We start from the raw sequence: 23,464 nt of genomic DNA, 5'->3' as shown, positions 1-23,464 counted from the left end.
CATTTTTCGTCATCATAAAAAACACCGCCCTTCTGATATTTATTATATCAGAAAAGCGGTTCCAACAATAGCAAAACCCTGCAAAAGCAGGGCTTTGTCTACAATCTGAGATCCCGGATTGATTTCCGGGATTTTTCTGTTATGATGAAAACAGAAGAAATTTGCCATAAAAAACGGAGGACAATTATGCGTATCCTGATTGCGGAAGATGAGGTGGAAATTGCACGCGCGCTGAAGGTTCTATTGGAGAAAAACAAGTGCGCGGTAGATATTATACATAATGGAAAAGATGCCTGGGACTTTGTCAGCCAGGGACACTATGATGTGATCGTGCTGGACATTATGATGCCGGAAATGGATGGCCTGGAGGTGCTTAGAAGAGCCAGAGAGAACCATATTGCGACCCCGGTGATGCTGCTGACAGCAAAGTCCGAAATTGAAGACCGGGTAGCCGGGCTGAATGCAGGAGCAGACGACTATCTGCCCAAACCCTTTGCAGCAAGCGAATTTATTGCCAGGGTGAAAGCACTTGGCAGAAGAAGTACCAGTTACACGGAGAGTCTTCTCTGTCTTGGAAATACCACTTTGGACTGTAACCGGTTTGAACTATCAGCGGAGGGCGAAAGCATTCGGCTGAACAACAAGGAATTTCAGCTGATGGAATTATTTATGAAACATCCTAAATTCGTATTTTCCACAGAACACATTATGGAAAAAATCTGGGAGCAGGACGGAACCACCGGGATGGATGTGGTGTGGACCTATATTGGTTTTCTGCGGAAAAAATTAAAACAGCTGGGCGCTACTGTAGAGATCAAAACTGTCCGCGGATCCGGCTATTCCCTGGAAGAAGTATAGTCCGCTTCGTGAACAGCAGCTTATCACGAGAAGTTAATCTGGAGGAGAACATATGCTGAAAAAGATGCGCTGGCATTTTATCTTGGCTGCCATGCTTGCAGTTTTTATTATGCTGGTGACTGTACTGGCTGGGATCAATGTGTGGAATTACCATACGACAGCAGTTCGGGCAGATCAGAGAATACAGGAAATCTACGACTTTGAAGCTGGAAGGGTAAATGCAGATCAAGAAAATCCGGAAACGCATAATGCTGCAGAACAGTCCGCAGAAGGCATTACTGACAGCAAAAATCAGAATTCTGAATCTGTCGAAAATTCAGAGAGCAGCGTTGATGGGAATCGGGATAATTCAGCGACAACTGAAAAGCCCGCGCCTCCAGATGTCTTCAACCGCCCAGAGGACCACGATCCGGAGGCACCCTACACAACACGCTTTTTCATAGTCCGCCTGGACGAAGAGAAAAATGTAACTGCTGTTTCTACTGACTTTATTGCCTCTGTTACCCAGGAAGAAGCCGAAGAATTTGCCCTCAACGTGCTAGGTGGGAAAAGAGAAAAAGGTTATTATAAAAACTACAGATTTCAGATTGTAATAGAAGAAAATGATAATATTGTTATATTTTTAAACACCACAATGGAGCTTCATTCTGCCAGGAATGTCCTTCTCATTTCCTGTCTGGTAGGAGTGGTATGTTTCCTGGCTGTGCTCCTTCTGGTGATCCTTCTTTCAAAAAAGGCGATGAAACCTTACATTCAGAACATCGAACGGCAGAAACGTTTTATTACAGATGCCAGCCATGAGATCAAAACCCCTCTTACCTCCATTGCAACCAGTGTGGATGTGATCGCCATGGAACACGGAGAAGATGAGTGGACGAAGAACATCCACAGCCAGACCGCAAAAATGTCCAGAATGGTATCGGATCTTGTAACACTGTCCCGTCTGGATGAGGAGAATCCTTTCCCGGATAAGACAGAGTTTTCCTTAAGCGATGCAGCCTGGGAAGTGGCAGAGCCCTTCGCTTCCCTTGCAAAAGCCCAGGGAAAAACCTATTCCCAGAGAATCGAAGAACACCTGACTTTATGTGGAAATCCCGACGTGACAAGGCAGATGATTTCCGTCCTTCTGGACAATGCCATGAAATATTCCGATGAAAATGGAACCATCCGTCTGGATGTATATAAAGCCCATGGAAAGACGAAAATTGAAGTTTTTAATACCTGTGTACTGGAAGACACCAAAAATCTGAACCGCCTGTTTGACCGCTTCTACCGCCCGGACAATTCCCGCTCCAGAAAGACTGGCGGCAGCGGAATTGGGCTGTCCATTGCCCAGGCTGTAGCCGAAGCCTATGGCGGGAAGATCAAGGTCAGCAGTAAAGATGGAAGGTCGATTCTGTTTCAAGTTACTATATGATGTATGAGTGTCAAAAAATTTTTCGACTCTCATACCATATGAATTAGAAGTTTATAAGATTTAAACTAATAATGGCTTGGAAAGGTGACGCTATTTCATAATGAGAAAGCCCTCAGAGTTATGGCTCTGAGGGTGAATTTTTACAAAAAATGATAACTGTCCCTATAAAATATATAAAAATTGGATATTTATAACAGCACAGTAATCTTGTATTCTTTCAGACAAGAAAAAACAACGGCAAAGAAATGAAGCAACAAGAGGCTGCATTTCTTTACCCGGTAGGTACAGGAGGAAATCAAAATGAGCCAGGAAAGATACGCATTAAATAAACAGCTTGCACAGATGTTAAAAGGTGGAGTGATCATGGATGTTACCACTCCGGAGCAGGCAAAGATCGCAGAGGAGGCAGGTGCCTGTGCTGTTATGGCGCTGGAGCGGATTCCGGCAGATATCCGCGCAGCTGGCGGCGTTTCCAGAATGAGCGATCCGAAAATGATCAAAGGAATCCAGGAGGCTGTTTCCATCCCGGTTATGGCAAAATGCAGGATCGGACATTTCGTGGAAGCACAGATCTTAGAGGCAATTGAAATCGATTACATTGATGAGAGCGAGGTCCTTTCCCCGGCAGATGATGTCTACCACATTGACAAGCGTCAGTTCAAAGTACCATTTGTATGTGGAGCAAAGGATTTAGGAGAGGCTTTAAGAAGAATTGCAGAAGGCGCATCCATGATCCGTACAAAAGGAGAACCAGGAACAGGAGATGTGGTACAGGCCGTACGTCACATGCGTATGATGAACAGTGAGATCGCGAAAGTGGTTTCCATGCGTGAGGATGAGCTTTTTGAGGAAGCCAAGAACCTTCGTGTACCTTACGAGCTGGTAGAGTATGTTCACAAAAATGGCAGACTTCCAGTAGTAAACTTTGCAGCCGGCGGAGTGGCAACTCCGGCAGACGCAGCCCTTATGATGCAGCTTGGAGCAGAAGGAGTATTTGTAGGCTCTGGTATTTTCAAATCTGGTGATCCGAAGAAACGTGCAGCAGCCATTGTAAAAGCCGTTACCAACTATCAGGATCCCAAAATGCTGGCAGAGCTTTCTGAAGATCTTGGAGAGGCTATGGTCGGGATTAACGAGCAGGAGATCCAGCTTCTGATGGCAGAGAGGGGCAAATAAGATGAAAATCGGAATCCTTGCTGTGCAGGGGGCTTTTGCAGAACATAAGAGCAAGCTGGAGTCGCTTGGCGCTACATGCGTGGAATTACGGAAAAAAGAAGATCTTGACAGCGGATTTAACGGATTGGTCCTTCCTGGCGGGGAGAGCACCGTTCAGGGAAAACTTCTGAGAGAGCTGGAAATGTTTGAGCCGCTGAAAGCGAAGATCCAGGCCGGGATGCCGGTGCTTGCCACCTGTGCAGGCCTGATCCTTCTTGCTGATCATCTTTCCAATGATGAACATGTGTATTTCGGAACCATGCCTGTGACTGTAAAAAGAAATGCCTATGGCAGACAGCTTGGCAGCTTTCATACCATCCAGGAAATGAAAGGGATCGGTCCGGTTCCTATGACCTTTATCCGCGCCCCTTATATTGAAACATGTGGGGAAGGGGCTGAAGTGCTGGCAGAGGTAGATGGCAATATTGTGGCTGTAAAATACAAAGAGCAGTATGGTCTGGCATTTCATCCGGAACTGGATGAAGATGACCGGATCCATGAAGCGTTTCTTAAGAGCGTAAAGAAATACGCTGAAATATAAAGGCTGCAGGGGCGTCTAAAGATGGTGTTCAAGATCTTACAGGAGTATGGGCTTCGCGGCGGCCGCCAAGGTCTCGTGTAAGCACGGACTTTGGCCCGTTGTCCACGAAAATAGAAATACCTGGTTATAGCTCAAACCTATAACCAGGTATTATTTTTACATATTGGACAGATAATTCCCAGTATGTTACTATGCATTCATCAACAAAAACAAAGCAGCAACAAAGAAAAACATCCTAAACAATAACAAAACTAACATTTACCAAATGTGATGAAAAATAGCAAACATACGGAGGAAAGAAAAATGGCAGATATCAGAGATTCTAAAAACTGGGGATTTGAGACAAAACAGTTACACGTTGGACAGGAGAAAGCAGATCCGGTAACAGACGCAAGAGCCGTTCCGATTTACGCTTCCACTTCTTATGTATTCCATAACTCACAGCATGCAGCTGATCGTTTCGGACTTCGCGATGCTGGTAATATCTATGGAAGACTTACCAACCCGACAGAAGACGTTTTCGAGCAGAGAATCGCTGCTCTTGAAGGCGGAGTTGCAGCACTTGCAGTTGCTTCCGGTGCAGCAGCGATCGATTATACATTCCAGGCACTTGCAAAAACAGGTGAGCACATTGTAGCTTCCAAGACCATCTACGGCGGAACATACAACCTTCTGGCACATACCCTTCCACAGACCAGCGGCATTACCGCAACATTTGTAGATCCGGATGTAGAAGGTTCCTTTGAAGCTGCAATCCAGGAAAACACAAAAGCAATCTTTATTGAGACCCTTGGAAACCCGAACTCCAACCTGATCGACATTGAAGAAGTTGCAAAAATTGCGCACAAACATAACATTCCTCTTGTAGTGGATTCTACATTTGCAACTCCTTATCTGGTTCGTCCGATCGAGTATGGCGCAGACATCGTCGTTCATTCTGCAACAAAGTTCATTGGTGGACATGGAACTGCAATCGGTGGTGTGATCGTAGACAGCGGTAACTTCGACTGGAAAGCATCCGGCAAATTTCCGTGGATCTCTGAGCCAAACCCAAGCTACCATGGAATTTCCTTTGCAGAGGCAACTGCTCCGGCCGCATTCGTAACTTACATTCGTGCCATTATCCTTCGTGATACAGGAGCAACCCTTTCTCCATTCCATGCATTTATGTTCTTACAGGGACTGGAAACTCTTTCCTTAAGAGTGGAGCGTCACGTAAGCAACGCCCTGAAGATTGTAGATTACCTGTCCAAACATCCACAGGTAGAAGCAGTTCACCATCCATCACTGGAGAGCGAGCCAAGCCATTATCTCTATAAGAAATACCTTCCAAACGGCGGTGGTTCCATCTTCACCTTCGAGATCAAGGGTGACGCACAGACTGCCCAGAAATTTATTGATAACCTTGCAATCTTCTCACTGCTTGCAAATGTTGCAGATGTAAAATCACTTGTTATCCATCCTGCAACTACTACACACAGCCAGTGCACAGAGGAAGAGCTTCTTGACCAGGGTATCAAACCAAACACAATCCGTCTTTCCATTGGTATTGAGAAAGTAGACGACCTGATCGCAGCTCTGGATGCAGCATTTGAGGCAGTAAAGTAACTCGAAACTTCATTTGAATATGTAAATAGTGGGTACCATGTTCCTGGAGGAAAGGGAATGTGGTACCCTTTTTTTCGCGATTCTCAGTGTTGGAAAGTAATTTCTGAATTTTCAGCTTTGATTCTGTAGAATCATTTGGAATTGTGTGGAAAATGATTTGTTAGGATTACTTATTGGTTTCTTTAAACTTTCTTAATATTTTATGTGCAATGTTGTCAAAAAATGTAGACAAAATCCTGCAAAGCATGGTAAAATATAAGTTAAATAGGGAAAAGAAAAGGGAAGGCAGTGATTTTGTGTGATAGATATCTCTAATCTGGACAGACGCATATTTGATGCCCTGTCTCAGACTTCAGATAATATGTACATTTATATAGCGGACCTGGAGCGTGATTTTTCCAGATGGTCCAAGCCAAGTGTGGATTACTTTAATCTGCCTGGTGAATTTATAGAGAACACGGCGAAAGAATGGGTGCAGCATATCCATCCCCAGGATCAGCACATTTTTCTGGAGGATATAGGCCGCATTTTTGATGGGAAAAGCAATCGGCATAACTGTGAATACCGGGCTTTGAATAAATATGGAAAGTACGTATGGGTAAGGTGCCAGGGAATCGTGGAACGAAACGAGGACGGAAGCCTTGGCCTTTTTGTTGGCACGATGATGAACCTTGGTGTAAATGCCAAGTTTGACCAGCCCACAGGCCTGTATACCTTCCATGAATTGAAGAAGCAGCTGCCTGCATTTATCAATCAGGGAATGGAGGGGGCTGTCCTTCTTTTTGATGTGGACAGACTTCAGAGGATCAATGATATTCTTGGATATCTGGTAGGCGATGAGGTGCTGCAGCGCATTGGCCAGAAGTGCCAGGGACTGGTAGGCGTTACTTTTTACCGCGGGCCAGGAGGTAAGTTCTACTGTATTACCACAGAGAAATCTGAGGATGCACTTGACCGGATCTATCAGGAGGTACAGAGGTTTTCTGTGGAAGTGCCCAGGGAGATGAATCTGGAGATCCAGCTGACTATCTCCTGTGGCGTGTCCTTTTTTCCACAGGATGCAGAGGACTTCGAGACCCTGCATGCAAATGTGGAGTATGCTCTTGAACAGGCCAAGAAGGTTGGACGTGGAAGTATCGCCCAGTTTTCCGGTCAGATGCACAGGAAGACGGTGGAGAAGTTCCGCCTTCAGGAAGTGCTTCGGGAGGCGGTTTCCAACAATTGCAAAGGTTTTGCCCTTGTATATCAGCCTTTGGTGGATGGAAAAACACAGGAAGTGTACGGCGCGGAGACTTTGATGCGCTTTTATCTGCCAGACGGTACAATGGTTTCCCCAATGGATTTTATCCCCATTCTGGAGGAAGACGGAACCATCCGGCAGGTGGGAGAGTGGCTTTTGAAAGAAGCACTTGCCCAGGCTGGAAAGTGGCGGAAGGAGAATCCGGAGTTCGTGATCTCTGTGAATGTTTCCTATATCCAGATTTTGCAGGCTGGATTCCGGGAAATGGTAGAGAAGATCGTGCAAGATTCTGGTACACCGGCGAAGCAGCTGATCCTGGAGCTGACGGAGAGCTGCAAGGTGTCAGATCCCAACGGTCTTCGGGATGATTTTGAATATTTCAAAAATATGGGAATCAATATGGCATTGGATGACTTTGGTACGGAGTATTCCTCCATTGCATTACTTCGCAAGCTGAAGCCGCAGTGGATCAAGATCGACCATACCTTTGTCCGTTCCATCCAGGACGATGAGATGGATCAGGCCATCCTGGAATATATTATGAACCTGAGTAAGCAGACACGCATTAAGGTATGTGTGGAAGGTGTGGAGAATGCGGAGATTCTTTCTGTTGTCCAGACTTATGCACCGGAGCTGCTTCAGGGCTATTATTATTCCAAGCCATGTCCGGCAGAGGAGTTTTCCAGGAAGTATTTTGCAGGGAAAGGCCGAGAAGTCTGTCCGGAGAAATAATTAGGAAATGGTATAAAAGAATATAGAAGTGTTATGTAAAATGAGCCTCATGTTAGAAAGCATGGGGCTTTTTTCGTGCACAGAATGAGGAAATTCGTCGAGCATGGTTCTTAAAGTTTCGCAGAATGGTCACATACTTTTTCAAGTACATTTCAGGTTCAGTCCCTATAATTCAGAACTGACAGATCCAATATCCAGATCCTGTTTGATGTTGGAATGAGAAGGAACGGGACATACATTTGTTCCGGGAAGGGAGGTAAATTTAAATGGAAGTACGCGAAGTGATCACTGGCCAGGCTGCGAACAGCAGCCATTATCGCCATGAATTAAAATATATAATTACTTATTGGCAGTACCTGCAGCTTCGAAGCCGTTTTCGCCAGGTGATGAAGATGGATCCCCACACAAGGGCAGACGGAACCTACAGCATCCGGAGTATTTATTTTGATAATCTCCAGGACAAGGCACTTCGGGAAAAGGTAAATGGTGTTGCAAAAAGAGAAAAATTCCGGATCCGTTACTATAATGATAATTTTGAACGGATTACGCTGGAAAAGAAGATAAAAGATAACAATCTTTGCATGAAGGTAAGCGCCAGACTGTCAGAAGAAGAGTGCAGAATGCTTCTTGCAGGTAACTTGGGATGGATGAAAAACCATGCTTCCTCTCTGGTTCAGGAGCTTTATGGAAAAATGAAGTATCAGCAGTTGAAGCCAAGAGTGCTGGTTTCCTATACAAGAGAGCCTTACATTTATACAGCTGGAAATGTGCGGATCACCTTTGACTGGAACGTGCGGACCACCATGTATCACGGAACATTTCTGGAAGAAAAGGTGTACGATGTGGAGACCGGGCAGCAGTGTCCGGGAGAGATGATCATGGAAGTGAAGTATGACGCTTTTTTGCCAAGGGTGATACAGGATATGATCCAGATGGATGGAGTAAGACAGGAATCTTTTTCAAAATATGCAGCATGTAGAAATTATGGATAAAAAACAGGAGTATAACAATTATGACATTTAATGATATTTTTAAATCCAGTTTTCTGGAAAATATAACAGAATTCTCAGCAGCTGATACGTTGATCGCCATGGCAGCAGCCTTGGTCATTGGACTGTTTATTTTTGTAGTTTATAAGAAAACGTTTAACAGTGTGATGTATTCCACAGGCTTTGCCATGACACTTGTGGGGATGACAATGGTGACCACACTGGTGATCCTGGCGGTAACCTCAAACGTTGTGTTGTCCCTTGGTATGGTCGGTGCTCTTTCCATTGTCCGTTTTCGTGCGGCGATCAAAGAGCCTATGGAGATCGTATATCTGTTCTGGGCAGTCGCTGCCGGAATCGTGATCGGTGCAGGAATGCTGACGCTGGCTGTGATCGGCTCAGCCATTATCGGTGTGATCCTGATCCTTTTTGCAAACAAAAAGGTACATGACAATCCTTACCTGCTGATTCTGAACTGCCAGGATGAGAATGCAGAAAATGCAGCTGTTTCCCTTATGAAAGAAGCCGTGAAAAAGTATGCAGTGAAATCCAAAACAGTAAATGCCCAAGGAATAGAGTTTACAGCAGAAATCCGGATGAAAGACGGGGAGACCGCCTTTGTGAATCGTCTGAATGAGATCGCAGGTGTGGAGAATGCAACTTTAGTAAGCTACAACGGAGAGTATATGTCATGATCAGATTCTGCCCGTAGCCAGGATTTTGCCAGGTATTTTATGGAGCATAGTGAGTAGGAGCTTTGAGAAAATTGCCTGGAGGAAAACTTGATGGAGGAATAGACACATGGTTACAAATAAATATATAACGAAGATCATTTCTGCACTTATGGCATTTGCGGTGATCCTCTGCCTTGTGGCATCCGCCTTTTCCAAGCAGCTTCAGTCCGTCTACGGAAACAACGCCGTAACAATGGAATACGAAAGCAAGCTGTTTGATACCGATCAGATCATGGACATTGACATTCTCATGGATGAGGACGACTGGAATGATATGCTGGAAAATGCGCTTTCGGAGGAGTATTATTCCTGCGATGTGGTGGTGAACGGAAAGACCTTTTATTCGGTAGGAATCCGTCCAAAAGGGAATACCAGTCTTTCTTCGATAGCCAGTGACCCGGATACAGACCGGTATAGCTTCAAGCTGGAGTTCGATCATTACATAGAAGGGCAGACCTGCTATGGATTGGATAAGCTGATCCTGAATAACAATTATGCAGATGCCACGAACATGAAGGAAGCCATTGTTTACGATATGTACCAGTATCTGGGGGTAGATGCCTCTCTTTATAATTATGCAAAAATCTGTGTAAACGGTGATTACTGGGGCGTGTATCTGGCCCTGGAAGCTGTGGAAGACAGTTTTATGCTGCGCAATTATGGCACAGAGGATGGAAATCTGTATAAGCCGGAAAGCATGGGCGTTGGCGGCGGAGAAGATGAGAAAGACGGAGAAGGCGGCCCTGGAGGTGAAGCGCCTGAAATGGGAGAGTTCCCTGGCGAAGAAATGCCGCAAATGGAGAGTAATTCGGAAAATGAGGATGATTCCTCAGAAAGTTCGGATGATTCAGATACAATAGAAAATGAGAATTCGAAAAGTGAGAATGGAATGCCGCAAATGGGCGGTGACCCACAAGGCGGCGAAATGCCGCAGATGGGAAATGGAAATATGCCAGAGGATTTCCAGCCACCGGAGAATGGGAAAATGCCAGAGAATGCAGACTTTTCGGACCACGAAATGGGTGCCATGGGCGGCAGCGGAGGTGCAGATTTAAATTACACAGATGATGACCTTGACAGCTACTCTACCATCTGGGACGGTGAGGTAACAGATTCTGGCAAAAAAGATCATAAGCGGGTAGTAGAAGCCCTGAAAAATATCAGTGAAGGCACAGACCTGGAGACTTACATGGATGTGGACAACATTTTGAAATATATGGCAGTCCACACCTTCGTAGTAAACGACGACAGTCTTTCCGGAACAATGGCCCACAACTATTATCTCTATGAGTACAATGGCCAGCTGAATATCCTGCCCTGGGACTATAACCTTTCCTTTGGTGGAATGTCCATGGGAGGCGGAATGGGTGGTCAGTCTTCTGGCGCCACCTCTGTGATAAACGATGTCATTGACACTCCATTTTCCATTACCAATTTCTTTGATGCGCTGCTGGAAGATGAGGAATATCTGGCGAAGTACCATGAGTATTTGAATGAGCTTGTGGAGAAATATGTAAATGGCGGTGAATTCCAGAAAACCTATGAGCGGATCCGCAGCCAGATTGATGATCTTGTATCCGATGACCCTACCGCATTTTACAGTTACGAAGAGTATGATGCTGCAGCACAGATGCTGTTGGAGGTGGTGAGCCTTCGCGCTGAGAGTGTAAGCGGTCAGCTGGACGGCACGATCCCTTCTACAGATGATGGACAGCAGGAAGATTCTTCCAGCCTCATAGATGGTTCTGATATTGATCTCAGCGTGATGGGAACCATGTCCGGCGGTGGTGGAGCCGGACATGGCGCAGGCGGTCCTGGCGGCGGCCCAGATGGAAATCAGATGTTCACTGGCAGCCAGCAGAATGAGAAAGAAAATGAAGCGTCTGAAAATGCTGGGCAGAATTCTACAGAAGAAAATGTAAAGGATTCCATTCAGGAGTCAGATGGAAATGAGGCATTACAAAAAGCAGATTCCAATAGTGTACAATAAGAAAAACGGAGTTGAAAAGCCATGGTGAATCCGTTATAATTTTCATATATAAGTACGTGAAGAAAGTGTTTTTTCAGAAAATTGTATGTTGCTGGTCATGGGGTGAACAGCAGCGACTATATGAAGGGGGATTTTTCTATGACGAAAATGAAGAAGATTTGTATGCCCATTCTTGCCGCCACAGCGCTGGCTCTTTCGGTTCCAGGAACCGCACAGGAAGCAGAAGCGTCCTGTAATACCTATCGTGTAAATGTTGCCACCGGCTATCTGGCACTTCGGACAGACACAGCCTTTGAGAGCAGTAATGAGATTGGCGAGCTTTACACAGGTGACCTGGTAGAAGTTATGGATTATACAGGAGCTACCGGTTACTGGTACGTGTATTCTCCAAAGTATGATAATTTCGGATATGTAAACAATGACTATCTGGACTCTGTAACCTCTTCCGTATCCTCCTATGATACGATGTGGACCGTAAGTGTAGCCACTGGTTATCTGGCTCTTAGGAATGCACCGGATTATGATGCTTCCAATGAAATCGGCGAGCTTTATTCCGGAGATACGGTATGGGTTTCTGACAGCAGCAATGCCCAGTATTGGTACGTTTATTCTCCGAAGCTGAACTGCTACGGATATGTAAATCAGGAATATCTGTACCGGGATGAGAGTATGGATTATGATTCCAGCTATTTTGGTGAGACACGAACTGTCAGCGTAGTCAAAGGCTATCTGGCCCTTCGCAATATGAAGGCTTACGATACCTCTAATGAGATCGGTGAATTATATTCCGGTGATGTGGTGCAGCTTCTGGACACCAGCGATTCCAAGTACTGGTATGTATATTCCCCAAAATATGATACCAATGGATTTGTGAATAAGGACTATCTGGTAGGCGGAACTTCCTATACCACTATGTCTGTGAAGGTATCCAAGGGGTATCTGGCCCTGCGTTCTGCCATGGCTTATGACGAATCCAACGAGATCGGTGAGCTGAATACCGGAGACAGTGTGGTAGTGATCGACTCCAGTGGATCGAAATACTGGTATGTGTACGCTCCAAGCCTTATGAAATACGGATATGTGGACAGTGGCTATTTGTATTAGAACAGGTAGAGAGAATAGGCAGATAAAACTGTGGTACACACTGAGCCTTATAGAGTTTAAAAAGTAACATGAAACGTGCAGCCCTTGATTTTCAGAAAAATCAGGGGCTGTTTTTCATACTGCTTTCTTTGCTGATTACGGAAAATACCACGCGGCGCGAAATCATGCGAAGCGTGTTGCTGTGAACAGTAATATCCATTTCCTTGTTTTATAGAAATTTCATATTTTCCCCAATTGAACAAAAAATACTGCAATGTTATACTAAAAATGACAGACAAAAATCGCCCACATAGGAATGGCTTTTTGTCTGATGACGGAAAAAACAGGAGTGTGATACATTGCAGGATACTACAGAAAATTACATCCACCTCGAAAAAGTTTCCAAGATTTACGGAACCAAAGAGGTAAAAATAATCGCAGTGGACGAGATCAGTTTTCATATCGCGAAAGGCGAGTTTGCCGTGATCGTTGGTCCCAGTGGTGCAGGTAAAACGACGGTTCTGAATATTCTGGGAGGAATGGATACCGCCACCAGTGGCCAGATCTGGGTAGATGGAAGGAACATTGCGAAATACAACAATCGTCAGCTAACCAGCTATCGCAGGGATGACATTGGCTTTGTTTTCCAGTTTTATAATCTGGTGCCCAATCTGACTGCCCTGGAAAACGTAGAACTGGCAGGGCAGATCTGCAAGAACCCCATGGACCCCAAGACCGTTCTGGAAGAAGTGGGACTAAAAGACCGACTGGGAAATTTTCCGGCACAGTTGTCAGGCGGTGAGCAGCAGCGTGTTTCCATAGCAAGAGCCCTTGCCAAAAATCCCAAGATGCTCCTTTGCGACGAGCCTACAGGAGCTCTGGATTATCAGACGGGTAAGGCCATTCTCAAGCTTTTGCAGGACATGTGCCGGCAGAAGGGAATGACGGTGGTTGTGATCACTCACAACTCTGCCCTCACGCCCATGGCAGACCGTGTGATCAGGATCAAGAACGGCAAAGTGGCCCAGATGACTATGAACGACCATCCAACTCCGGTAGAAGAAATAGAGTGGTAGGTGAGAGATGAAAGCATTAAGAAAAGAATTCTGGATGGAGATCCGAAAGAGCAAATCCAGGTTTATCTCTATCCTTTTGATCGTGGCTCTTGGAGTGGCCTTCTTTTCCGGCATTCAGGCTTCCTCGCCGGATATGCGTTATTCCGGGGATGCCTATTACGATGAAAGCAGCCTGATGGACATTAAGGTTGTGGGAACCATGGGGCTGACGGCGGAAGATGTTTCTTCTATAGAAAGTATAGATGGGATTGAATCCGCGGAAGGTGCCTGGTCCACGGACGTGATGTGTGGGGAGGGCCAGAAACAGAAGGTTCTTCACATAGAGTCTCTGAATGATACGGTGAATAAGCTGGATGTGCAGGAAGGCCGCCTTCCGGAAAAAAGCGGCGAGATTTTCCTGGATGGTACATTTGCCTCCACAAATGAGTACAAGGTGGGAGAACAGGTATCCCTGCGTGAGAGTGAGGATTCTTCCCTTCTGGTTACTACAGGATATACAGTGGTTGGAATCGGAAGAAGTCCGCTCTACATATCTTTTAACCGGGGAAATACCACCCTTGGAACCGGAGAAGTCAATGGATTTGGCTATGTACTTCCAGAGGATTTTGACCAGGAAATCTATACTCAGATTTATGTGACCGTTCATGGAGCCAAGGATCTTACAAGCTATACAGACGGTTACGAAAATCTGATCGCCAAGATCAAGGACCGTGTGGAAAATATCGCAGATGACCGCTGTCAGATCCGTCTTGCAGCTGTGAAGGCAGACGCCCGGAAAGAAATTGACGATGCCCAGAAGAAGCTGGATGATGGGAAAAAAGAGGCAGATGAGAAGCTTGCCGATGCTAAGGAAGAACTGGATAAAGGCGAGAAAGATTTAAAAGAGGGCAAGAAGGAATATGAAGATGGAAAATCCCAGCTGGAAGATGCGAAGACAGAGCTTGCCGACGGTAAAAAACAGCTGGAAGATGCAAAAACGCAGCTTGCCGATGGAAGAACCCAGTTAGAAGAGGCCAAGGCTCAGCTTGCCGATGGAAAAAGCCAGCTTGCGGATGCAAAGAGTCAGCTTTCTTCCAGCAAAAGCCAGCTTGACAGTGCCAGAAGCCAGCTGGATGACGGCTGGAGCCAGGTAAATACGGCAAAAGCGAAACTTGCGGATGGACAGGCACAGCTTGCTTCTGCCCAGCAGCAGGTAAATAGTGGTCTGGCAGAATTAGAGGCAAACCAGAAAACCCTGGATGAAAATGCAGCGAAACTTGCCGATGGAAAATCCCAGCTGGAAGCAGGCGAACAGCAGTTAGAAAATGCCAAGCAGACTTTAACTGCCAAACAGAATGAGCTGGATCAGTCCAAGGCAGAGATCACGGCGGGACAGCAGCAGATCGAAAGCACCAGGGCACAGTTAAATCAGCAGAAGCAGCAGATTACAGAGGGACTGTCCCAGGTGGCTGCAGGAGAAGCCCAGCTGCAGGAGGGAGTAAATGCCCTGGAGGGTGCAAAAAGCCAGCTGGCAGAGTTACAGGTCCAGCTTGAGAACGCCCGGGCCAGCTACAATGCAGCACTGGAAAATCCAGATGCTTCCCAGGAGGAACTGGATAACCTGGCAGCCCAGGTTTCGGCACTGGAAAGTCAGGAAGCAGCAGTCAGCCAGCAGATCCAGGCAGGCGAAGCCCAGCTTGAGGAGCAAAGGCAGCAGCTTGCGTCCACCAGAAGTCAGCTGGAAGGAAGCCTGGCGGCTGTGGGGGACGGACTTTCCCAGCTTTCCCAGAAGGAAAGCGAGCTAAATGCAGGTCTTGAGCAGATAAGTGCAGGTCAGGCGCAGATTGATGCCGGATGGAACGAAATTCAGGAGCAGGAGAAAGCCCTCGCTGCTTCCAAGGCCGAAATTGAAGCTGGAGAGCAGGAGCTGGCAAATGGGCAGAAGCAGTTAAACGCAGCGAAGAAAAAGCTGAACAAGGCTCAGAAGGAAATTGATTCCAATGCAAAAACGCTGGCGGATGGTCAGGCAGAACTGGATGCCAATGTGGCGAAGCTAAATGACAGCGAGCAGCAATATGCTTCCGGTCTGGCACAGTATAATTCCGGGGCACAACAGATTGCAGACAATGAAGCGAAGCTTGCTTCCGGTGAGAAAGAAATCGCGGATAATGAGGCGAAGCTTGTCTCTGGAGAGCAGGAAGTTGCGGACAATGAGAAGAAGCTTCAGGATGGGGAAAAGGAAATCACCGATAACGAGAAAAAGCTTGCAGATGCAGCGAAGGATCTGAAAAAGGGTGAGCAGGATCTGGCAGATGGAAAGAAAGAATACCAGGATGCCCAAAAAGAGGCAGAGGATGAGATTGCAGATAACCAGCAGAAATTAGACGATGCCAGACAGGAACTGGCTGATCTGGAGATACCGGAGTGGATGGTCACAGACCGTGAGGACCTTCCGGAATACACCGATTATGGTGACAATGCGGACCGCCTTCGAAACATTGGCCAGGTTTTCCCGGTGATCTTTTTCCTGGTAGCGGCACTGATCAGTCTTACTACCATGACCCGTATGGTGGAGGAGCAGCGAACCCAGATTGGTACCTTGAAGGCTTTGGGATATAAGAAGACTGCGATTGCGGCAAAATACCTCTGTTATGCGTTTTTTGCAACAGTGCTTGGAAGTATTCTGGGAATGCTGATCGGCGAGAAGATCATTCCTTACATTATTATAACGGCCTATGGAATTATGTATCACAATGTGGCCAATACCCTTTCCATTGACTATCAGTTCAGTTTTGCACTGATTGCTTCCGGGGCGTCCATTGTGTGTACCGTTGGCGCCACTCTTTTTGCATGTGGAAAAGAACTGCAGGAGACACCGGCCTCCCTTATGCGTCCACCGGCGCCAAAAGAGGGCAAACGTGTGCTTCTGGAGCGGATCACGTTTATATGGAAGCATTTAAGTTTTTCCTGGAAATCTACCATCCGAAATCTTTTCCGATATAAGAAACGTCTGATCATGACGGTTTTTGGGATTGCAGGAAGTATGGGACTGATGCTGGTTGGATTTGGAATCCAGGATTCTGTCAGTGATATTGCCACCATTCAGTATCGGGATCTGCAGCATTATGAAAGTATGGTGATCGAGGACAGTGATGCCACAGAGGAAGAGCGGGCAGAGCTTCTGGAATATATGAAGAGCAATGAGAAAATCGCCCATTGCAACCAGATACAGCTGACGAAGATCAGTGCCCCGAAGGGCGGCTCCAATATCAGCATTTATCTGTTTGTGCCGGAAAATCTGGAGGAATTTGCAAAGGATGTGACTTTGCAGAACCGTATTACCAAGGAAAAATATGAGCTTACCGACGAAGGGGCTGCTGTTTCTGAGAAGACGGCAAGCCAGCTTGGATTGAAGGTGGGCGATACCATTACCCTGGAAAAAGCGGATAAGGAATATACGGTAAAGGTAGCCGTGATCACAGAAAATTATATGAGTCATTACCTTTATATGACGCCCACCGTCTATGAGCAGACATTCGGGGAAAAGCCGGATTATCAGGATATTGTGTTTACCATGAATGAGGACTGCAAGGACGATCTGGAGACAGTGGGTACTGAGATCCTTACATATCCTGGTGCTCTTAGTATCAGTTATACAAGTAGTCTTTCCACACAGATCGACCGTATGCTGAGTACTCTGGATGTGGTAATCCTGGTGCTGATCGTTTCTGCGGGAATGCTTGCATTTGTGGTATTGTACAACCTGAATAATATTAATATTACAGAGCGGCAGAGAGAGCTGGCAACGTTGAAGGTGCTTGGTTTCTATGACGGGGAGGTTTCCCAGTATGTACTTCGGGAAAATGTGATCCTGACAGTGCTTGGAATTTTGTTTGGAGCAGTGTTTGGAATTCTCCTTCACAGGTATGTGATCACCACGGTTGAGGTGGATGCGGTTATGTTTGGACGAAATATTAAGCCGCTGAGCTTTGTAATCAGCGGAATCCTGACGAGCGTATTTTCCATTGTGGTGAATGGAGTGATGCATTTTAAGCTGAAGACCATTGATATGGTGGAATCTTTAAAGAGTGTGGAGTAAAAAATATTGAGAAAACACCGCCTTGGATGAGAATGCCTGGGCGGTGTGTTTTTTATGAGAAGGAAAGAAATAGAAATGCCGCGGTTACCTGGGCGGTGTAATTGTGAAATTTTTAAATTTGCTTGACAAGCTGGAAAATTGCAATTATAGTTATATCCATAAAACTAGCGGCTTTTTCCGGTTATTCATCTGGAAAACAATGAAGCCGCAGCGAAAGGCATAGAAGAAGAGGAGTAAGCGCATGTCCTCCCAGAGAGAAATGTCCGGGGCGTTCCCTGAGATGGAAGACATTTTGAGATTCGCATCCGCTGAAGGTAGCTTCGGAGCCGGGAAACTGAATGAGCAAAGAGATGCTGACAGAGCCTTTTTTCAAAAGAGGCAGCGCTTGCAGAAGTGAACTTTGCAGTAAGTTTTCACGCAATTCCAGCGTTACAGGAAAGAGATGTGTGCATATTAAAGGCGAAGCTTATAAAACCTTTTTTAGAGGTGGCTCGTTGCTGCACATAATGAAGGTGGTACCGCGTTAACTTCGCCCTTCACACGATTGATTTTGTGTGAGGGGCGTTTTTATGTAGAGGGAGATTTCTATGAAATCACCCTCTACATAAAAAGCCCTGCCGGGCAGGATCACACTGCGGCGGAAAGGAAGATGTCGCTGGAAGCGACCCGCCGCAGGTGCAGAATCCTGCGAGCAGGATTCTGATATTAGGAGGAAAATCATGAGCAAAGAACTTGCAAAGACCTACGATCCAAAAGGAATCGAGGAACGTCTTTACCAGAAATGGATGGACAACGGATATTTTCATGCAAAAGTAAACCCAGATAAGAAACCATTTACCATTGTTATGCCGCCGCCAAATGTAACTGGCCAGCTGCATATGGGACATGCACTTGATGAGACCATGCAGGACATTCTCATCCGTTTTAAGAGAATGCAGGGTTATGAAGCACTGTGGCAGCCTGGAACAGACCATGCAGCTATCGCCACTGAGGTTAAGGTTACCGAGAAACTGAAAAAAGAAGGCATTGATAAAGCAGAGATCGGCCGTGAGAAATTCCTGGAATATGCCTGGGAGTGGAAAGAGGAGTACGGCGGAAAGATCATCAACCAGCTGAAGAAGCTTGGTGCTTCCGCAGACTGGGAGAGAGAGCGTTTCACCATGGACGAAGGCTGCTCCAAAGCAGTACAGGAAGTTTTCATCAAGTTATACGAAAAAGGCTATATCTACAAGGGCTCCCGTATCATCAACTGGTGTCCGGTATGCCAGACCTCCATTTCTGATGCTGAGGTTGAGCATGAGGATCAGGACGGATTCTTCTGGCACATCAACTACCCGGTTGTTGGAGAAGAAGGAAAATTCGTGGAAATTGCAACAACACGTCCGGAGACACTTCTTGGCGATACTGCAGTTGCAGTTAACCCGGATGACGACCGTTACAAAGACATCGTTGGCAAAATGCTGAAGCTTCCTCTTACAGACAGAGAGATCCCGGTTATTGCTGATGAGTATGTTGACAAAGAATTTGGTACCGGCTGCGTAAAGATCACACCGGCACATGACCCTAACGACTTCGAGGTTGGTAAGAGACACAACCTTCCGGAGATCAACGTCATGAACGATGACGCTACCATCAATGAGCTGGGCGGAAAATACGCAGGTATGGACCGTTACGAAGCCAGAAAAGCCATGGTAGAGGATCTTGACAAGCTTGGTCTTCTGGTAAAAGTAGTTCCGCACAACCACAGCGTTGGAACACACGACCGCTGCCATGCAACTGTAGAGCCAATGATCAAACCTCAGTGGTTTGTAAAGATGGACGAGATGGCAAAGGCAGCCATCAAGACTCTTGAGGATGGAGACCTGAAATTTGTTCCGGAGCGTTTTGACAAGACTTATCTGCACTGGCTGGAGAACATCCGTGACTGGTGTATTTCCCGTCAGCTGTGGTGGGGACACAGAATCCCGGCTTACTACTGCGACGAGTGCGGTGAGACAGTTGTGGCAAGAGAAATGCCGGAAAAATGCCCGAAATGCGGATGCACACATCTTCATCAGGACGAGGATACCCTGGACACCTGGTTCAGTTCTGCACTGTGGCCATTCTCCACACTTGGCTGGCCGGACAAAACACCGGAACTGGAGTACTTCTATCCAACAGACGTGCTGGTAACCGGATATGACATTATTTTCTTCTGGGTTATCCGTATGGTATTCTCTGCTCTTGAGCAGACAGGCAAGACACCATTCCACCATGTACTGATCCACGGTCTGGTAAGAGATTCCCAGGGCCGCAAAATGAGTAAATCCCTTGGAAATGGTATCGATCCTCTTGAAGTAATCGACAAGTACGGCGCAGATGCCCTTCGTCTTACCCTGATGACCGGCAACGCACCTGGAAATGACATGCGTTTCTACTGGGAGCGTGTAGAGTCCAGCCGTAACTTTGCAAATAAGATCTGGAACGCTTCCCGTTTCGTTCTTATGAATCTGGAAGGCAAGACCGTAACAGAGCCGGAGATCGCTTCTCTTTGCTATGAAGATAAGTGGATCCTTTCCAGACTGAACAACGTGATCAAAGAAGTAACCGATAACATGGAAAAATATGAGCTGGGTATTGCAGTCCAGAAGATTTATGATTTCCTGTGGGATGAGCTTTGCGACTGGTACATTGAGATCGCCAAGGTTCGTCTGTGGAAAGCTGAGGAGGATCCAAAAGCTGCAAATGAGGCTCTCTGGACACTTCGCACAGCTCTGACTCAGGGCCTGAAGCTGCTTCATCCATTTATGCCGTTTATCACAGAGGAAATCTACTGCACACTGCTTCCTGAGGAAGAGTCCATTATGATCTCTGACTGGCCGGTATATAAGGAGGAGTGGAATTCTCCAGAGGCTGAGCTTGCAATCGGAAGCTTCCAGGAGGTTGTACGCGGCATCCGTAATACAAGAACCAGCATGAATGTTCCGCAGAACAGAAAGACTCATCTGATCATTGTGGGAAAAGATGCTGCAATCTGCGAGATGTATGAGAAGAGCAAGAAGTCCTTTGTAAATCTTGCTTTTGCAAAAGAGATCCATGTTCAGCAGGATAAGACTGGCATTGGCGAGGATGCAGTTTCTGTTGTTGTTTCCAATGCAGTTGTTTACATGCCTCTTGAGGACCTGGTTGACAGGGAAAAAGAGCTTGAGAGACTGACCAAGGAGCAGGAGAGACTGACCAAGGAGATCGCCCGCTGCGAGGGTATGCTGAACAATCCGAACTTTGTAAACAAAGCTCCGGCTGCAAAGGTTGATGCAGAGAAGGAGAAGCTTGCGAAGTATAAAGAAATGAAGGATAAGGTTGAAACACAGCTTGAGCAGCTTAAGAGATAAAAAGGAGATTTTGTATGAAGCTGAGCAAATTTTGCAATAAGATTTCCCTGATCCTTCAGGCGCTCTGGTGCGCAGTGCTCTATTTTATCATAGAGGCACTGTGCCGCCACTCTGTGGTGGAGGCCTGGAATTACATGACGGGAAAGCCGTTGGTGTTTGCTTATAATACTGCGTTTATTTTTACCACAATGCTGATCGTGTATCTGTTTCACAGGCGGGTTTTCTGGAGAGTTGTAGTTTCGGTTTTCTGGCTGTTTCTGGGAATCGTGAACTGTATTCTTCTGATGAACCGTGTTACACCGTTTACCGGACCGGATCTGCATATGCTGACAGATGGAATTGCGATCATGCAGAAGTACCTGCCTTTTTATGGTGTGGTGATCGGATGTATCATTATTGGAATTGTGGTGCTGGGACTGGTGATCCTGTTGATCAAAGGACCGAAGTATCAGCAGAAGATTAAGTATCGGTATGTGATCCCGCTGGTGATCGTTGGGTTTGTGGCTTTCGGCGGCGTGACACAGCTGGCTCTTGAGAAAAGGGTTTTGTCCAATTATTTTGGCAATATTGCGTTTGCTTATGAGGATTATGGGTATCCTTATTGTCTGGCGACTACCATTTTTAATACTGGTATCAGCGAGCCGAGAGATTATTCTGAGGATGAGATTGACAGGATCGAGAAGATGGAGTCGAATCTTCCAGAGACCAAAGAGGATGGAAAAAGACCGAATATCCTGTTTTTACAGCTGGAATCTTTCTTTGATCCCACTTTGGTTAATTATCTGAATATTTCTGAGGATCCGATCCCGAATTTCCGGAAGCTGATGGAGGAGTATTCTTCTGGATATTATAAAGTCCCTTCTGTTGGCGCTGGTACGGCGAATACGGAGTTTGAGACGATTACGGGAATGAGTCTTCATTATTTTGGTCCTGGTGAGTATCCTTATAAAAGTATTTTGAAGGAGACGACCTGTGAGAGTGTGCCTTATGTGCTTAAGAATCTGGGGTATTCTACACATGCGGTACATAATAATGAGGCGAATTTCTATGGCAGACGGTCTGTTTTCCCGAATCTGGGATTTGATACTTTTACTTCTGAGGAGTATATGGCGGATGAGAATCTGCAGAATCCTCTTGGCTGGGTGAAGGACAGTGTGCTGACGGATGAGATCCTTAAGTGTCTGGATTCTACAGAGGGTCCGGATTATGTGTATACCATTTCCGTACAGGGACATGGTGATTATCCGAGTGAGCCGATCCTGGATAATCCGACCATTACGGTTTCTGGTTCTCCTACGGAGGAGCAGGATTGTAAGTGGGAGTATTATGTGAATCAGATTCATGAGATGGACCAGTTTGTGAAGAAGTTGACAGATGCTTTGGCGGATTATCCGGAGGATGTGATCCTGGTGATGTATGGGGATCATTTGCCGACTATGGGATTGACGGTGGAGGATCTGGAGAATAAGTATCTGTTTCAGACGGAGTATGTGATCTGGGATAATATGGGGCTGACGAAGAAGGATGAGAATCTGGCTTCTTATCAGATCGCGGCGGAGGTTCTGGACCGTGTTGGGATTCATGCGGGTACGATCATGAAGTATCATCAGGCGAGACGGAATACGAAGAATTATCAGGTGGATCTGGAGACATTGCAGTATGATGTGCTGTATGGACAGAGATATGCTTATGGTGGGGAAAATCCGTTTGAGAGGACGAAGATGCGGATGGGGCTTTATGATGTGACCCTTGATTCGTTGAGGCTTGTGTCGGATACGGATTGGACTTATTATATTCAGGGGACGAATTTTACGCCGTCCAGTCAGGTGAAGCTGAATGGGGAGTGGTATGATACGGCGTATGTGAGTCCGACGATGCTGGTGATTTCGGGGACGGAATTGAAGGATTTTGATAGGCTGGCGGTTGTGCAGAGGAGTAACAGTTCGACGAGGAAGGCTCTTAGTAAGAGCTTTGATAGAGCGGTTTATGCGTTGTATGACAGCGAGTGGAAGGTGGCTTCCCGGTAGGGGAGTGGTTTCCCGGGTGGGTGCCCGGCCCCATCGTGCCTGATCTGGGAACGGATCGCAGAACCCGAAAAATCTAAGGCGCCAGAATTTTGCTAAAACCGAAGAAAGGAGAGGACAAACTCGCTCCGTTGGAGCTCAGACAGTGTCCTCTCCTTTTTTTAGCACGCTCTAGCGCCTAAGATTTTTTCGGAACCTGTGCAACGCCCCCCAGATCAGGCACGATGGGACCAGGCACGTTCAAGGCGGGAGGGAAAGAGAGGAGTTCGGCGGGAGATGGTGAGGTGCCGGCCGACGGGGGGCGGCCATCCACCGTGGTGGGGAAGCGGCGTCGGCCCGGAGGGCCATCCGCTTATAAGGAGAAGGGGAGATTCTTTGGGGCGGTGCGAGGTTTGTCGGATAAAAAGTTACGATTAGGGGTGGACTTCTGGTGTGACTATTATATAATGGTAGAGTAATTAATTACGGATGTGGATAGAGAATTTATTATACACAGATGAAGTGATTT

At 46.4% G+C, this 23,464-nt stretch carries 14 protein-coding genes; all 14 read left to right on the top strand.

What is annotated here, in order from left to right:
- Nucleotides 1–186: 186 nt before the first annotated feature.
- A complete protein-coding gene (locus ACTQ50_RS14860) occupies nucleotides 187–858 on the top strand; it encodes a response regulator transcription factor (protein ID WP_441484838.1) in 672 nt (223 codons plus the stop codon).
- Nucleotides 859–910: 52 nt separating this feature from the next.
- Complete coding sequence (locus ACTQ50_RS14855; protein ID WP_226817883.1) at nucleotides 911–2,275, top strand: sensor histidine kinase; 1,365 nt, start codon at nucleotides 911–913, stop codon at nucleotides 2,273–2,275.
- Nucleotides 2,276–2,575: 300 nt separating this feature from the next.
- Nucleotides 2,576–3,451 (top strand): pyridoxal 5'-phosphate synthase lyase subunit PdxS, encoded by an 876-nt coding sequence (gene pdxS / locus ACTQ50_RS14850; RefSeq protein ID WP_441484837.1) that lies wholly within the window; start codon nucleotides 2,576–2,578, stop codon nucleotides 3,449–3,451.
- 1 nt (nucleotide 3,452) lies between these two features.
- Nucleotides 3,453–4,031 carry a pyridoxal 5'-phosphate synthase glutaminase subunit PdxT gene (pdxT, locus tag ACTQ50_RS14845; RefSeq protein ID WP_441484836.1) on the top strand — a complete coding sequence of 193 codons (579 nt, stop codon included), beginning with the start codon at nucleotides 3,453–3,455 and terminating at the stop codon, nucleotides 4,029–4,031.
- A gap of 303 nt (nucleotides 4,032–4,334) precedes the next feature.
- Nucleotides 4,335–5,639 (top strand): O-acetylhomoserine aminocarboxypropyltransferase/cysteine synthase family protein, encoded by a 1,305-nt coding sequence (locus ACTQ50_RS14840; RefSeq protein ID WP_226817880.1) that lies wholly within the window; start codon nucleotides 4,335–4,337, stop codon nucleotides 5,637–5,639.
- A gap of 298 nt (nucleotides 5,640–5,937) precedes the next feature.
- Nucleotides 5,938–7,611, top strand: coding sequence for a bifunctional diguanylate cyclase/phosphodiesterase (locus ACTQ50_RS14835; protein WP_441484835.1), 1,674 nt, complete (start codon nucleotides 5,938–5,940; stop codon nucleotides 7,609–7,611).
- Between the two features lie 266 nt (nucleotides 7,612–7,877).
- Nucleotides 7,878–8,603: a polyphosphate polymerase domain-containing protein gene (locus ACTQ50_RS14830; RefSeq protein WP_226817879.1), complete on the top strand. Its 726-nt coding sequence runs from the start codon at nucleotides 7,878–7,880 to the stop codon at nucleotides 8,601–8,603.
- A gap of 20 nt (nucleotides 8,604–8,623) precedes the next feature.
- A complete protein-coding gene (locus ACTQ50_RS14825) occupies nucleotides 8,624–9,295 on the top strand; it encodes a DUF4956 domain-containing protein (protein ID WP_441484834.1) in 672 nt (223 codons plus the stop codon).
- Between the two features lie 106 nt (nucleotides 9,296–9,401).
- Nucleotides 9,402–11,324: a CotH kinase family protein gene (locus ACTQ50_RS14820; RefSeq protein ID WP_441484833.1), complete on the top strand. Its 1,923-nt coding sequence runs from the start codon at nucleotides 9,402–9,404 to the stop codon at nucleotides 11,322–11,324.
- 138 nt (nucleotides 11,325–11,462) lie between these two features.
- The gene (locus tag ACTQ50_RS14815; RefSeq protein WP_441484832.1) at nucleotides 11,463–12,428 is read left to right on the top strand and encodes a hypothetical protein; all 966 of its coding nucleotides are present in this window, start codon (nucleotides 11,463–11,465) and stop codon (nucleotides 12,426–12,428) included.
- A gap of 338 nt (nucleotides 12,429–12,766) precedes the next feature.
- On the top strand, nucleotides 12,767–13,483 hold the full coding sequence (locus ACTQ50_RS14810) for an ABC transporter ATP-binding protein (protein ID WP_441484831.1): 717 nt from the start codon (nucleotides 12,767–12,769) through the stop codon (nucleotides 13,481–13,483).
- 7 nt (nucleotides 13,484–13,490) lie between these two features.
- The gene (locus ACTQ50_RS14805) at nucleotides 13,491–17,561 is read left to right on the top strand and encodes an FtsX-like permease family protein (RefSeq protein WP_441484830.1); all 4,071 of its coding nucleotides are present in this window, start codon (nucleotides 13,491–13,493) and stop codon (nucleotides 17,559–17,561) included.
- A gap of 719 nt (nucleotides 17,562–18,280) precedes the next feature.
- Nucleotides 18,281–20,932 carry a valine--tRNA ligase gene (locus ACTQ50_RS14800; protein ID WP_441484829.1) on the top strand — a complete coding sequence of 884 codons (2,652 nt, stop codon included), beginning with the start codon at nucleotides 18,281–18,283 and terminating at the stop codon, nucleotides 20,930–20,932.
- Between the two features lie 14 nt (nucleotides 20,933–20,946).
- Entirely contained in the window at nucleotides 20,947–22,959 is a 2,013-nt protein-coding gene (locus tag ACTQ50_RS14795) for an LTA synthase family protein (RefSeq protein ID WP_441484828.1), read from the top strand.
- Nucleotides 22,960–23,464 lie beyond the last annotated feature (505 nt).

Origin of the sequence: Blautia sp. Sow4_E7, assembly GCF_052116245.1 — a bacterium.
Lineage (GTDB): Bacteria > Bacillota > Clostridia > Lachnospirales > Lachnospiraceae > Blautia_A.
This window is presented reverse-complemented; position numbering and strand designations above follow the sequence as displayed.

Coding starts and splice junctions, on each gene's coding strand:
- pdxS (WP_441484837.1), top strand. CDS start 2,576: ATGAGCCAGGAAAGATACGCATTAAATAAACAGCTTGCACAGATGTTA.
- ACTQ50_RS14855 (WP_226817883.1), top strand. CDS start 911: ATGCTGAAAAAGATGCGCTGGCATTTTATCTTGGCTGCCATGCTTGCA.
- pdxT (WP_441484836.1), top strand. CDS start 3,453: ATGAAAATCGGAATCCTTGCTGTGCAGGGGGCTTTTGCAGAACATAAG.
- ACTQ50_RS14820 (WP_441484833.1), top strand. CDS start 9,402: ATGGTTACAAATAAATATATAACGAAGATCATTTCTGCACTTATGGCA.
- ACTQ50_RS14830 (WP_226817879.1), top strand. CDS start 7,878: ATGGAAGTACGCGAAGTGATCACTGGCCAGGCTGCGAACAGCAGCCAT.
- ACTQ50_RS14805 (WP_441484830.1), top strand. CDS start 13,491: ATGAAAGCATTAAGAAAAGAATTCTGGATGGAGATCCGAAAGAGCAAA.
- ACTQ50_RS14815 (WP_441484832.1), top strand. CDS start 11,463: ATGACGAAAATGAAGAAGATTTGTATGCCCATTCTTGCCGCCACAGCG.
- ACTQ50_RS14860 (WP_441484838.1), top strand. CDS start 187: ATGCGTATCCTGATTGCGGAAGATGAGGTGGAAATTGCACGCGCGCTG.
- ACTQ50_RS14795 (WP_441484828.1), top strand. CDS start 20,947: ATGAAGCTGAGCAAATTTTGCAATAAGATTTCCCTGATCCTTCAGGCG.
- ACTQ50_RS14825 (WP_441484834.1), top strand. CDS start 8,624: ATGACATTTAATGATATTTTTAAATCCAGTTTTCTGGAAAATATAACA.
- ACTQ50_RS14840 (WP_226817880.1), top strand. CDS start 4,335: ATGGCAGATATCAGAGATTCTAAAAACTGGGGATTTGAGACAAAACAG.
- ACTQ50_RS14800 (WP_441484829.1), top strand. CDS start 18,281: ATGAGCAAAGAACTTGCAAAGACCTACGATCCAAAAGGAATCGAGGAA.